This is a genomic window from Pseudomonas sp. McL0111, assembly GCF_052567255.1.
Genome location: NZ_CP199585.1, coordinates 3,820,221 through 3,833,069 on the forward strand (window position 1 = coordinate 3,820,221; position 12,849 = coordinate 3,833,069).

Annotated in this window: 10 protein-coding genes; 6 read left to right on the forward strand and 4 right to left on the reverse strand. The window is 59.5% G+C overall.

Annotated elements, in window-relative coordinates:
- Nucleotides 1–29: 29 nt before the first annotated feature.
- Complete coding sequence (locus tag ACTWLJ_RS17575) at nucleotides 30–1,028, reverse strand: NAD(P)H-quinone oxidoreductase (protein ID WP_445177741.1); 999 nt, start codon at nucleotides 1,026–1,028, stop codon at nucleotides 30–32.
- Between the two features lie 184 nt (nucleotides 1,029–1,212).
- Here ACTWLJ_RS17575 and ACTWLJ_RS17580 point away from each other — a divergent pair, with 184 nt between their 5' ends.
- Complete coding sequence (locus ACTWLJ_RS17580) at nucleotides 1,213–2,097, forward strand: LysR family transcriptional regulator (protein ID WP_445177742.1); 885 nt, start codon at nucleotides 1,213–1,215, stop codon at nucleotides 2,095–2,097.
- 165 nt (nucleotides 2,098–2,262) lie between these two features.
- Nucleotides 2,263–2,760 carry a hypothetical protein gene (locus tag ACTWLJ_RS17585; RefSeq protein ID WP_445177743.1) on the forward strand — a complete coding sequence of 166 codons (498 nt, stop codon included), beginning with the start codon at nucleotides 2,263–2,265 and terminating at the stop codon, nucleotides 2,758–2,760.
- A 49-nt stretch (nucleotides 2,761–2,809) separates the two neighbouring features.
- Here ACTWLJ_RS17585 and ACTWLJ_RS17590 read toward each other — a convergent pair whose 3' ends face one another.
- Nucleotides 2,810–3,532, reverse strand: a complete 723-nt coding sequence (locus ACTWLJ_RS17590; protein ID WP_401211659.1) for a pirin family protein — start codon at nucleotides 3,530–3,532, stop codon at nucleotides 2,810–2,812.
- A 200-nt stretch (nucleotides 3,533–3,732) separates the two neighbouring features.
- On the opposite strand from ACTWLJ_RS17590, the gene ACTWLJ_RS17595 reads away from it, so the two are divergent.
- Both ACTWLJ_RS17595 and ACTWLJ_RS17600 read left to right on the forward strand, forming a co-directional pair.
- Nucleotides 3,733–4,683 carry a GlxA family transcriptional regulator gene (locus tag ACTWLJ_RS17595; RefSeq protein ID WP_445177744.1) on the forward strand — a complete coding sequence of 317 codons (951 nt, stop codon included), beginning with the start codon at nucleotides 3,733–3,735 and terminating at the stop codon, nucleotides 4,681–4,683.
- 159 nt (nucleotides 4,684–4,842) lie between these two features.
- On the forward strand, nucleotides 4,843–6,315 hold the full coding sequence (locus ACTWLJ_RS17600) for an ATP-binding protein (RefSeq protein WP_445177745.1): 1,473 nt from the start codon (nucleotides 4,843–4,845) through the stop codon (nucleotides 6,313–6,315).
- Here the strand turns inward: ACTWLJ_RS17600 and ACTWLJ_RS17605 are convergent.
- Together ACTWLJ_RS17605 and ACTWLJ_RS17610 are read right to left on the reverse strand one after the other, a co-directional pair.
- Nucleotides 6,277–9,129 carry an ATP-binding protein gene (locus ACTWLJ_RS17605; protein ID WP_445177746.1) on the reverse strand — a complete coding sequence of 951 codons (2,853 nt, stop codon included), beginning with the start codon at nucleotides 9,127–9,129 and terminating at the stop codon, nucleotides 6,277–6,279. The genes ACTWLJ_RS17600 and ACTWLJ_RS17605 overlap by 39 nt on opposite strands.
- A gap of 134 nt (nucleotides 9,130–9,263) precedes the next feature.
- Entirely contained in the window at nucleotides 9,264–9,695 is a 432-nt protein-coding gene (locus ACTWLJ_RS17610) for a helix-turn-helix domain-containing protein (protein ID WP_445177747.1), read from the reverse strand.
- A 213-nt stretch (nucleotides 9,696–9,908) separates the two neighbouring features.
- Here ACTWLJ_RS17610 and ACTWLJ_RS17615 point away from each other — a divergent pair, with 213 nt between their 5' ends.
- Together ACTWLJ_RS17615 and ACTWLJ_RS17620 are read left to right on the forward strand one after the other, a co-directional pair.
- On the forward strand, nucleotides 9,909–10,832 hold the full coding sequence (locus ACTWLJ_RS17615; RefSeq protein ID WP_445177748.1) for a LysR substrate-binding domain-containing protein: 924 nt from the start codon (nucleotides 9,909–9,911) through the stop codon (nucleotides 10,830–10,832).
- 147 nt (nucleotides 10,833–10,979) lie between these two features.
- Complete coding sequence (locus ACTWLJ_RS17620; protein WP_445177749.1) at nucleotides 10,980–12,743, forward strand: hypothetical protein; 1,764 nt, start codon at nucleotides 10,980–10,982, stop codon at nucleotides 12,741–12,743.
- Nucleotides 12,744–12,849 lie beyond the last annotated feature (106 nt).

Sequence of the window (12,849 nt, forward strand, 5' to 3'; positions counted from 1 at the left end):
GTGTAACGATTACAAGATGCTGCGGCAGGTCAGTCGATCCGCAGCACGATTTTGCCAATATGATCGCCAGCCTCCATGTGTGCGTGGGCTTTGGCTGCTTCGGCGAGCGGATAGACCTTGTCGATAATCGGCAGGCATTTGCCTTGCGCCAGCACTGGCCATACGTGTTCGCGCAGTTGATCGGCAATCGCGGCTTTTTCCGGGCCGGTGCGGGCGCGCAGCAACGAGCCGGTGACCACGGCGCGTTTGCCGAGGATCGCCAGCAGATCAATGTCATTGGCACGGGCGCCGCCGAGGAAGCCGAGCATCACCAGCCTTCCGTCCATCGCCAGTGCGCTGATATTTCCGTTGAGGTACGAGCCGCCCATGATATCGAGGATCACATTGACCCCTTTACCTGCGGTTTTTTCAGCAATGACAGCGGCGAAGTCTTCTTCGCGATAATTGATTGGCTGACCGCCCAGTTCGCGGATCGCCGCACATTTATCCGCGCTGCCAGCGGTGGCGAAGGCTTCGATACCAAACTCGCGGCAGAGCATCAGTGCGGTCGTGCCGATTCCGCTGGTGCCGCCATGAATCAAGGCGCGCTGACCACGGCTGGCACCGCCGAGGCCGAACAGGTTGGCCCACACGGTAAAGAATGTTTCCGGGAGGGCGGCGGCTTGCACCCAGTCCAGACCCTCGGGGATCGGCAGCGTCTGGCTGGCCGGTACCGCGCAGTATTCGGCATAACCGCTGCCGTTGGTCAGTGCACAGACCTTGTCCCCCACGGCGAATTGGCTGACACCTGTGCCGACTGCCACCACTTCACCGGACACTTCCAGACCTGGATGCGGGTCCATGCCCGGTTTCATCGGGTACTTGCCGGCACGTTGCAACGCGTCCGGGCGATTGATGCCGGCAGCGTGCACGCGAATCAGAACCTGGCCTTCGGCCGCGACCGGCAGCGGCACGCGCTTGGGTTGCAGAACCTCAGGGCCACCGGGCTCAGTGATTTCGATGCGGGTCATTTCGTTGGGCAAGTTCATGGTGTTTCCTTCATATAAGAGATCAGTAATTGGGAGCGCGGGGAGGACGTAATGATTCCCTTCGATTCACATGGCAACGCTAAGGACGGAAGGTTTATGGCGACCAGCATATCGGCTATCTTTGCTGCATAAGTGCAGCGATTTGGCGGCAGGCTGATGCAAATACGCATCATCAGGGGGCAAGATGAATTGGGATGATGCGCGGGTGTTTCTCGCGGTGTGTCGCGAGTCGACATTGCGTGGCGCGGCGCGGGTGTTGGGGGTCGATCAGGCCACTGTCGGACGGCGTATCACTGCGCTGGAAAAGTCGCTGGATGCCACGTTATTCCTGCGCGCCTCAGACGGTTATGCGCTGACTACGCTTGGCGAAGCGGCGCTGGCATCGGTGGAAAAGATGGAGCGTTCGGCGCTGGAGCTGGAGCGGCAGATCCAGGGGCTGGATGATCGCCTGACGGGCAACGTGAGGATCACCAGCACCGATTCGCTGGCCATCGACTTCCTGATCCCGGCCATCGCCCGTCTGCATCAACAGCACCCGGATGTGCGCGTGCAACTGGACGCGTCTACGCAGTTTCTCAGTCTGGCCAAGCGCGAAGCCGACATCGCCGTGCGCAACACCCGACCGGACAATCCCGACCTGATCGCCAGACGCATTGCGCGTTGGCCGGTGGGGTTGTACGCCTCGCGCGAATACGTAGAAGCCAATGGCACACCGCAACCGGGCAGCGCTTTCGAGGGCCACGATCTGGTGGTCTATCAGCCATATTTGCAAAGCCATAAAGACATGACGCTGGTTTGCGAGCCGATCAGTCGCGGGCGGATCGTCGCCAGTCTCGGCTCAAGCCTGTTGATACGCCGGTCGATTGCGGCCGGAATCGGTGTAGGAGAAATCCCGGTGTACATGGGCGAGCGCGATGGTCTGGTCAGGCTCTGGCCGGAGCGCACCCGTCCGTTGCCTTATGACGTGTGGCTGGTGACCCATGCGGATCTGCGCCATACCGCGCGGGTGAGGGCGGTGATCGAGCAGATTGTCGAGGCGTTTGCTTTGGAGAATGAACAGGCGATCTGACGAACTTACCTTGCCTGACGAAACGGCCTACATCAGTAGCGGAATCCGCCGGCTTGTGGGCTTTGGAGCAGGGATCTATTGTTTGTACAGCTCGGGGCGAGACGCGAAGCTCGCTCGGGAGTGACCTGCCAAGGAAGGTATCGGTAACCCCATGAAGGTGTCGAATTGAAAGCCAGGGAATTCAGTCAATATCAAAACAATGACGTATCGGGCAAAGGTCAGAGTACTCAAACCATGAACACTATCAGTCGTGAAGAATTCAATGCCAGGATCGAGACTATAGAGACCCGAATGGATGTTCGGGTAGAGGTTATGTCGGCAGATATTCATGGGTATCTTGCGGTTCAAGCACAACGTGACAAGGCTCGAGAGCTGATTCAAGCAGAGCGAGACAAACGCTACGACTTGATTACCCTGGAAATTAGAAAAGCCGCCAATGGCGCTGAAGAGGCCGCCAAACAGGCCTCGACAATGAAGGCCAGCTTCTGGGCAGCCACTGCCGTCAACTTGATCGGAATAGTCTCTATCGTTATCGGTGCCTGCTACGCCAACCAGGCCAATATGTACGTCGCTATCCAGACAACCCTGGCAGCCATTCAGGCAGGCAAGGAAGTAAAGATACCGAAGCCCGGCACGCTGGAGCTTTTTGTACCGCAACAATAAAAAACGGCCTTCATTTGAAGGCCGTTTTTGTGGACGTTGAAACACTGCCTCAAGGCATTTGCGGCAGTTCCTGTGGCCGCAGATCAAACACCAGTACCTCGGCATCCACGCCGTTGCTCAAGGTCAGTGCCTGTTCTTCGCGAACCCGCACGCCGTCGCCTTCCTGCAACTGCACGCCGTTGAGTTCGACACTGCCGCGAGCCACATGCACGTAGGCATAACGGTTGGCCGGCAATTCAAGCGTGGCGCTTTCCTTGCCATCGAACAGACCGGCGAAGACTCGCGCATCCTGGCGCACTTTCAGCGAACCGCTGGCGCCGTCCGGCGAGATGATCAGTTGCAGGCGACCGCGTTTTTTCGCAGGGCTGAAATGCTCCTGCTGGTAGCGCGGTTTGGCGCCACTGACTTCCGGCACGATCCAGATTTGCAGGAAGTGCACCGGTTTGGTCGCCGAGTGGTTGAACTCGCTGTGGGCCACGCCGTTGCCGGCGCTCATCAGTTGCACGTCACCAGGGCGGATCACTGAACCTGTGCCCAGTGTGTCTTTGTGTTCCAGCGCACCTTCCAGCACATAGGAGAAGATTTCCATGTCGCGGTGCGGGTGCTGACCGAAGCCTTTGCCGGCAGCAACACGGTCATCGTTGATCACCAGCAGGTCGGAAAAACCCTGCTCACGCGGGTCACGGTAGCTGGCGAAAGAAAAGGTGTGAAAAGACTTCAGCCAGCCATGATTGGCGAGGCCACGGTCGGAGGCTTTGCGAAGGGTCAGCATGATGAAATCTCCTTTCTGGACGTTGATTCGTCCGAGTGAGAAGAAGGTTACTGTTAATCAGGCGAAGCAATAAGTAGTTGGAAATTGAAACACTGTCCGCTTCAGGTTGACAGTTTTGCGAGATTGATCACGGATTCTTTTCCGACGTTCGCCGCGCACTTGGCCATAATGCGAAATCTTCAACTCAGTGATGTACATCCATGAAAACCGTGGCAATGGTGCTGTTCCCCGACTTTCTCCTGCTCGACATGGCTGGGCCGATGGAGGTCTTTTCCGTCGCCAATCGTTACCTGAAACCGGAAGATCATTACCACCTGACCACACTGGGCACGGAGCACGGCGCATTGCGCGCTTCCAATGGCGTGTGGGTGCAGACCGACCGCCACATTGACGACCCTTTTCAACATTATGATTTGCTGCTGGTGCCGGGTGGGCCGGGCGCCTACAACGAAAAACATCCGGCATTGCTGACCTGGCTGCAAGGCGCTGTCGCTCATGCCGACCGCTACGGTTCGATCTGCACCGGTGCTTTTGTGCTCGGTCATGCCGGGTTGCTTGACGGCTATCGCGTGACCACCCACTGGAATTATCTCGAACGTCTGATCAAGGCGTTTCCCCAGGCGAGTGTCGAGATCGATCAGATTTACACCGAAGACCGTAATCTGATTACTTCCGGCGGGGTGACGGCAGGCATTGATATGGCACTGGCTGTGGTGGCGCAGGATCACGGGAAAAAAGTCGCGCAAGACGTGGCAAAAGTGTTGCTGGTAGTGATGAAACGCCAGGGCGGGCAAGCGCAGTTCAGCCCATTGATGTCAGCCGTGTCGCCGCAGGAAACCCCGATCACCCGGGTCCAGCATCATGTGCTGGAACACCTCGACGAAGCTTTTACCGTCGAGCGCATGGCCGGGCTGGCGAACATGAGTGCCCGGCACTTTGCGCGAGTGTTTGCCCGCGAGGTGAATATGACGCCGATGGAGTTTCTGCAAAGTGCCCGCATCGACTGCGCGCGCAATCTACTGGAAACCACTGAGCTGCCGTTGAAGACCGTCGCCTATAAAAGTGGTTTCGGCAGCGTGCGGCATATGCGTTTTCTGTTCGGCGAAAAGCTCGGCCTGACCCCCGCGCAGTACCGCGAACAGTTCAGCTAGAGCGGTTGTGGCCGTCTGGCGCACGCGGTTGTCCGTATTGCGCACTGCGCGCCGGTTGTGTCGTCACGGGTGCCTGCCAAGATAGAAGCATCGCTTGGAAGGGAGAGGCGCATGACGCCGTGGGCATGATGCTCGCGACGCGCTTGCGTGTGAAAAGGCATGAACAGCCACAACGATCTGGATGGCGCATCGGTGCTGCACTTTGGGCCGTTCGCGTTTCATTTACGCCAACGGTTGATCCTCGAAGGGGATCGGCAGCTGCGCATGGGCGGAAGGGCACTCGACATTCTGCAGGTACTGGTCGAGCGCGCCGGCCGAGTGGTCAGGAAGGAGCAATTGATCGCATGGGTGTGGCCGACGTCGGTGGTCGAAGAGATCAACCTGCGGGTGCACATCGCCGCGTTGCGCCGCGCATTGGGCGATGGTGAAAACGGTCAGCAATACATCGTCAACGTGCCGCAATGCGGTTACTGCTTTATTGCCCCGGTGCATGGCGACAGCGTCGCCCGAGTGGTGTTCGAAACACTGCAAGCGCCGCAACACAACCTGCCTGCGCGATTGACTCCGGTGACGGGGCGCGATTCGCTGGTGGGTAGTCTGGTGCGGCAGTTGCCGCTGTGCCGGCTGATGACGGTGACCGGCCCGGCGGGTGTCGGCAAATCCACGGTCGCGCTGCGTGTCGCTGAGCTGCTGTTGCAGCATTATCGCGACGGCGTGTGGCGGGTGGATTTTTCGATCATCGACCACACGACCTCGGTGCTTGAACAGCTGTTGCACATGCTCGATACGACGTTCGAAACGTTGATCACACGTCATGCCTTGCTGGTGCTGGATAACTGCGATCACCTGCGAGAATCCTGCCGTGAACTCGCCGAACAACTGCTGCAGTCAGCGCCGCGCCTGTCGCTGCTGGTGACCAGCCGTGAACCGCTGCAAGCCAGCCTGGAAACCCTGCATCAACTCACCGCACTAACCATCCCCAAAAGCTCTGCGCTGCACAGCGTCGACGAATTCATGGGCTATTCGGCAGTGCGCTTGCTGGTCAGCCGCGCCCGTGCCCGTCAGCATGATTTCACGCTGCGCGATCAAGACCTCAGTGCCGTGCGGGAGATCTGTCGACGGCTCGACGGCTTGCCGTTGGCGATCGAACTGGCGGCGGCGCAGATCGATGCGTTGGCGCTGGTCGGGTTGCAGGCGCAACTGAATAAAGGTCTGCAATTGCTCAGTCAGGGCCGACGTACGGCGGTGCCGCGTCATCAGTCGATGAGCGCGGCGCTGGACTGGAGCTATCAGCTTTTGAGTGACAGCGAGCAACGGGTGCTGCAACAGCTGTCGGTTTTCAGGATGTCCTTCACCGTTGAAGTGGCACAGAGCGTTATTCACTGCGCGCAACAGACATCAATCTCGCTGGCGGCGATCATTGAGCAACTGGCGTTCAAGTCATTGCTGGCGGTGGAGCGGGGCGCTGGACAGCCGCGCTATCGGATGCTCAACACCACCCGACATTTCGCCCGAGAAAAGCTGGAACACAGTGCCGAGCTGAACGACATTTTGTGCCGGCATGCGCTTCATCTCGCCTGGAAGCGCTCGACGTCAGTTGTGCAGTTGACCGCGCAACTGGTCGAGCAATAAGCGCACCTTGCGCAGATCCGGAGTCGCATAACCTTCGGTGAAGCGCTGGTAGATCGGCGCAAGCAATTGCTGCGCCTCGCGATAGCGCGCCTGCCGTTGCCAGAGCTGCGCCAGGGATGTGGCGCTGCGCAGTTCCCAGGCGAGGGCGCCTTGGGTTTTGGCCACGGCCAGTGCTTGCAGCAATAGTGTTTCGGCTTGTGCAGGCTCGCTCCCACAGGAAGCACGCAAATCCATGTGGGAGCGAGCTTGCTCGCGAAAGGGGCCTTCAGAATTTTCAACCAACAACCGCTCAGCCCGCGCCCGCAAAATCTCCGCGGTACTCCAGCCCGCCGCACCACTGCGCGCTCGCTCAAGCAGCGCATCGTCGACAAACCTGCTGTCGAGCGTCACCATCAACTCCTTGATCAGCCCGCTACCATCCGAGGTGACGGGCTGAACCTGATCCGCATCGATGACCTGCGCGTAGTGCTGCCCCCAACGATGAAACAGCAACACCGAATGCTTCTGCGATTGCTCCAACAGAAGTTGCAACAACGCCTGAGCGTTCTTCCTGTCACCGTTGTAATGGGCGATGAGACAACTGGCGAGCGCCAGGGTGTAGCAGATCGAAGTGCCGTGGTTGATCTGCACCGCGATGTCCAGCGCTTGCCGGGCGGTGTGCCAGGCCTGATCGGGAAAACCTTGAAGCCAGAGCACTCGCGCGAGGATGGTCAGCGAAGCAACACTCTGATCGTATTGCACACCGAAACCATGGGTGAACCGATTGCGATGGCCGCTGTGTGCCATGCGCTGGATCACTTGCTCGGCGCTGATCCGCGCTTGCGGCTGATCGCCGGAAAAATGCAGGGCCAGCACGCGTAGCCGATGCGTGCTCAATGACAGCAACGGGTCGCCGTGTCCGCCGAGGCGATCAAACTGCTCGCTTTGCGCCAGCGCCGCTTGATAGTTGCCGCAACTGAGATTGACCGCCAGATGCCCGGATACCGCGCGCAGTTGTCCGGCGATATCGTGATTCTGTTGAGCAAGCACTTGGGCGCGAGTGAAGGCTTCGATGGTCTCCGGTGTGCCGCCCCAAGTGTGGTAACAAGCGCTGCCGAGCGCCAGATTCAGAGCGATTTCCAGGCGCGGACAGGGTTTTTCCGCGCTTTCGAGCAGGCCTAGTGCCTGGCGCACATGACCGCCATATTCCTTGAGCAGCGACAGCTCTTGCCACAAGGGGGCCGAGTTCGCTGTCAGGCGAATTCCCAGAGCCCGAGGGCCGGCGCCATTCAGGCCCCAGTCGAGAGCGGCGCGCAGGTCTTCCAGGCAGCGTGTATGACGTTCGATCCACTGCGCGGTCGGCGTGCTTTCCCATTCACTTTGCGCCTGGTCCATCAGCGCCAGACAACGTTCGGCATGGCGCTCGCGAGTGATCTGCAGTTCTCCTGCCAGCTCAAGCTGTTCCAGCGCGTAATGGCGGGTGGTGTCGAGCAGGCGATAAAACACCTCTTCATCGCCGACCTCGACATTGAGCAGCGACTTGGCCACCAGTTGCGTGACCGCGACCAGCACTTCGCCGGGCATCACATACTGGCCGCCGATCACGGCAGCGGCAGACTCCAGGGTGAAGCTGCCGCGAAACACGCCGAGACGACGCAAGCAAGTCTGCTCGCACGGGGTCAGCAGATTGAAACTCCAATCCAGCGTAGCGCGCAGCGTCTGATGCCGCGCATGGCTGTCGCGGGCACCGGGTGCCAATGGCTGCAGCGTGTCTTGCCATTGGCTGAGCAAACCGCTCAAACCGTGGCTGGCAACCTGCGCTGCCGCCAGTTCCAGTGCCAGGGGAATGCCGTCGAGGCGTTGGCAGATTTCAATGGCCAGCGGCAACTCGGCATCGCTCAATTCGAAGTGCTCATGGGCAGCTGTGGCGCGCTCGACGAACAGCTGCAAAGCCGCAAAACCCAATGCCTGCTCCCGATCAGCCACGGCAATCGCCGGCGGGCAGTCAAGCGATTCCAGACGTTGCACAAACTCGCCCTCGGCACGCAGGCTCTCGCGGCTGGTGGCCAGAATATGGACGTGCGGTGCGCCACGCAGAATGTTTTCGCTGAGCAGCGCCACGGCATCGATCAGGTGTTCGCAGTTGTCGATCACCAACAGCATCTGTCGTTCGCGCAAGGCGTTGATTACCGCTGTCAGCGGCTCGTCATCGTGCACTGCCACATCCAGCAGAGTGGCCAGTTGTGAGCAGATCAACGCGGGGTCGTTGAGCGGCGCCAGATCCAGCCAGCGAATGTCGTCGCGATAGCGCCCGATCAATTGTTCGGCGACCCGTAGGGCGACAGTGGTCTTGCCGATGCCGCCGGGGCCGATCAGAGTGATGCAGCGTTGGCGCGGCAGTTGATTCATCAAGCTGTCGACCAACGGCTGGCGTCCGATCATCCGTGTACGACGCAACGGCAGGTTGTGGCGGGCAACGGTTTTGGCGGCGGGTTGTTGCTCGCCGGTCTGCACGACCAGCGGCGCGACAAAACTGTAGCCGCGCTGCGCCACTGTGATGATGTAGCGCTGGCCGGCCTGACCATCGCCGAGAGCCTTGCGCAGCGCCGCCATGTGCACACGCAGATTGATGTCTTCGACCACGCTGTCGGGCCAGACGCCAGCGATCAGTTGTTGCTTGCTCACCACCTCGCCGGCGTGGGCCAGCAGAATCAGCAGAATGTCCATGGCGCGCCGCCCCAGCCGCAACGGTTGCTCGCCTTCGAGCACCAATCGTTGTCCGGTGAAGATCCGATAGGGGCCGAAGCCGATGACCTGATTCGGGGAAAAACTCAACAACTCACTCCTGCGGTGATGCACCGGGTCTGGCGAATAAACGCTGCGTGAATGCGCAGAGCGTCTATTGCTGGCTATCGGGGCATATTCCTCAGGTTTTGGCTGCCGTGCAACGGGTGGTTTTGGCGGGCGGATCAAAACGTTGCGGGCCGTGTCCGGGGCTCGTTGCTTTCACGCATTGCCTGACAGCGCCAGGCGAACGGATTGATTCCTTCGCTGCGGGTAAAGATGTGGCAGAAATGCGCCTGATCACAGAAGCCGCACTCAAGGCTGATTTGCGTCAGGCTCAGGCCGGTGTGACGAATCAACAGTTTGGCGCGGGCGATGCGTTGTTCACGAATCCAGTCCTGCGGCGACAGGCCGGTGCTGGCCTTGAACGCTCGCGAAAAATGGCTGCGCGACAACGAGCAGGCACGGGCCAGTTCGGTCACTTCGAGACTTTCGCCAAGGCGTTCGAGAATCAGTTGTTTAACTTGTCGCTGCCGTTGTGGGCTGAGGCCGCCAGTGTGCGGCTTGCGGATTTCGCTGGCAGGGGCGAGGGCGGTGGTTTGCTGAGAGAGAGCCATGGCCAAGGTCCGTGTCATGGGGGAACGCCCGGTTGGCGCGTTCCCGCGGGTCAAAAAACAACGCTGCGCAGAGGCCATCATTGTTAGAACGGGGCGTGGAGGCTGACGAGTTAAACGTTGTTAATTCGCATCCACGGGCGGGACGCAAACGGCCATTGATCGCGTAAAGTGCAAGCACTTGCGTCTGGCCGGCCACAGAAGGAATTCGAGCCCATGAACCGTAATGATCTGCGCCGCGTTGACATGAACCTGCTGGTGATTTTCGAAGCGCTGATGTTCGAGAAGAACCTGACCCGCGTCGCCGAAAAACTGTTCATGGGCCAACCGGCGGTGAGCGCGGCGCTTGGGCGTTTGCGTGATCTGTTCGATGATCCATTGTTGTTGCGCAACGGCCGCAGCATGGAGCCGACCGCCCGCGCCTTGGCGATCCTCGAGGAGCTGCAACCGGCGATGGACGTGATTTCCGGCGCCGTCAGCCGCGCCAAGGAGTTCGACCCGGCCACCAGTTGTGATGTGTTCCGTATCGGTCTGTCGGATGACGCCGAATTCGGTCTGTTCCCGCCGCTGCTGCGTCAGCTTCAGGAAGAGGCCCCGGGGATTGTCGTGGTGGTGCGCCGGGCCAATTATCTGTTGATGCCAGCGCTGTTGGCGTCCGGGGAAATCTCCGTTGGCGTCAGCTACACCACGGACTTGCCGGCCAATGCCAAGCGCAAAAAGCTGCGTGATATTCCGTGCAAGGTCTTGCGCGGCGACGACCGTCCCGGCCCGCTGACCCTCGACGAATACTGCGCGCGTCCGCATGCCATGGTCTCGTTCTCCGGGGACTTGAGCGGCAACATCGATGTGGATCTGGCCAAGGTCGGTCGTTCGCGCCGCGTGGTGCTCGGCGTGCCGCAATTCAGCGGCTTGCGCGCCTTGCTCGCCGGCACCGAAATGATCGCCACCGTGCCGGACTACGCCGCGTGTGCGCTGGTAGAAGGTTGCGCGTTGCGCGCCGAAGACCCGCCATTCCCCATCGATGCGGCGCAATTATCGATGGCCTGGAGCGGGGTGCACGACAATGATCCGGCAGAGCGCTGGCTCAGATCACGGATCAGCCAGTTCATGTCGGTGGCACTGGAGATCCCGGCGGGATAATCCCCGCACCCACGGATGCTGCAGGCTACCGCCCGTCCGTTAAGGCCGCAGACCTGTTATTTCTGACAGTGGCGCAACCTCGTGAACCCGTGTGTGATGTGCTGATGCCCCAGCGGGCAGGGGACCCATCTCGCGCAGGGAAATATCATGACCAGTCGATCTGTCACCATCGTTACCGATGATCTTGCTCCTCCTTCCATCGCGGAAAGTCCCGGCTCCACGGTGCTGAATCCACTCAGCGTCAGGAACAATCTGACGATGTTGCTGAGCTATCAGGGTATGCAGGACGATGATGAGGTCCGGGTTAAATGGATTGGCGCTCCGGGAAGTGGTGATGAAGGGTCGTATACATCTAATTTCTTCATGCTGGGACATGTCCGACCTGTGGAACTTCGGATTGACAAAGAGCTAGTGACCTTCAATCTCGGCCAGACGGTGACCGTGACTTACGACCTGAAACGGGGCACGGAGCCTGCTGTGACTTCGCAGCCACTGTTGTTGTACATATTGCCCATTGCCCAAGGCGATTTGCCCAGACCATTCATCGCCGAGGCCGCAGATGCCGGTGAAGGGCAGATGCTGAGTCTGACCGGTCTGGACGATTTCACCCTGCGCATCAACGCCTGGCTACTTGGCTTGCGCGGTCAGTATTTGTGGTTGCGGCTCAGAGGTACCAATGCCGACGACAGCGCATTCAACGTCAGTTACTGGAGTGCGCTGGATAACGTGATAGCGGATGAATTCAATCGCTTCGGGTTCTACGAGCGAACCTACCCGAGCTCCCCGTTGCAGGGCCTCAAGGATCGCAGCGTGCTCAATCTGCAGTTGATGGCGGGATTGCAAAAAAATCCGGACGAGGCATTGGCGCAAAAGTTTGCTCATCGAAACTATATCGTCAGCACAAACGCGTCGACGGCGCCGTTGATTGTGTCCGCGGCGGGTCCGGACGGTCAGGACATTCCCGAGGGGGCAGACACTCGCTTCACCGACATCAGTTTGTGCGGGACTGCGCGGGCCGGTGAGGACGTCGAGGTCTATGACGGGCCAACTTTTATACAGACGATCCGGGCGGTGTCCGGTCAATGGAAGTTGCCAGTGGCTGATCTGGTGGGCGGTATCCATGTGTTTACTGCCAGGAACGGCGGTGACGGTAGCGTTTCCAAACCATGGATGATCAACGTTGTGTTGCTGAATCTGCCGTTATCCATCAAGGAATCACTGGATAACGGCCATCTGGACCCGATGGCGGCGAGATTGAGTCTGACAGCTGTCTTGCGATACGACATGCAGCCTCAGGACAGAATCAGAGTCACTTGGGCAGGCGCCCCAGGCACCCCGGCGGGTGGCTCGCACACGACCAACGCTCTGGTGGCTGGAGCGGTCATACCACGGGAAGTACCGTTACCGGTTTCATTAGTGGCATTCAACCTGGGCCAAATGGTGAGTATCACCTTCACATATGAACGGGGACTGGCGCCACCGGTGACCTCCATGCCGTTTTTCCTGCGTCTGGGCACCCTGCCGGCGTCAGTATTTGTTGCCCCGGTATTCACTCAGGCGAATGGCACGACAGTGCTGGATCTGAGCAGTGTGACGGGGGGCGCAACATTGCAGTTTGGCAGTTGGCCGCATATTGCCTCGGGACAAAGGACGTGGCTGGATCTGGAAGGCATCAATGCTTCCGGAGAGCCGCACAATTTGTCGATATGGAAGGGGGAGCGAAACTCGGTCACTCGACAGTGGGCCTTGACCGGCCTCTTTAATCAGTTGGTCTCGTATGACTATCTGAAGCTGCTGGGGGATGGCAGTACATTGACCGTACGCTTCAGGGTAAATCTGGACGGGGTGGCCAATGCATCGACGACAACGCCATTTGGACCACGTGAATACACGATTTTGGCGGGGCGTTGAGGGGCCTGGATTTGCAATTGCGGGGGGCTGTGCCGCAGCTCCTACGGGGGCGTGTTTATCTAGGGAAGTGAGCACGTACGTTCAATTTTTCTTCACCCGCCATCGG

Excerpts from the sequence above, each read along its gene's own strand:
- ACTWLJ_RS17575 (WP_445177741.1), bottom strand. The coding sequence starts at position 1,028 with ATGAACTTGCCCAACGAAATGACCCGCATCGAAATCACTGAGCCCGGT.
- ACTWLJ_RS17580 (WP_445177742.1), top strand. The coding sequence starts at position 1,213 with ATGAATTGGGATGATGCGCGGGTGTTTCTCGCGGTGTGTCGCGAGTCG.
- ACTWLJ_RS17590 (WP_401211659.1), bottom strand. The coding sequence starts at position 3,532 with ATGCTGACCCTTCGCAAAGCCTCCGACCGTGGCCTCGCCAATCATGGC.
- ACTWLJ_RS17595 (WP_445177744.1), top strand. The coding sequence starts at position 3,733 with ATGAAAACCGTGGCAATGGTGCTGTTCCCCGACTTTCTCCTGCTCGAC.
- ACTWLJ_RS17600 (WP_445177745.1), top strand. The coding sequence starts at position 4,843 with ATGAACAGCCACAACGATCTGGATGGCGCATCGGTGCTGCACTTTGGG.
- ACTWLJ_RS17610 (WP_445177747.1), bottom strand. The coding sequence starts at position 9,695 with ATGGCTCTCTCTCAGCAAACCACCGCCCTCGCCCCTGCCAGCGAAATC.
- ACTWLJ_RS17615 (WP_445177748.1), top strand. The coding sequence starts at position 9,909 with ATGAACCGTAATGATCTGCGCCGCGTTGACATGAACCTGCTGGTGATT.
- ACTWLJ_RS17620 (WP_445177749.1), top strand. The coding sequence starts at position 10,980 with ATGACCAGTCGATCTGTCACCATCGTTACCGATGATCTTGCTCCTCCT.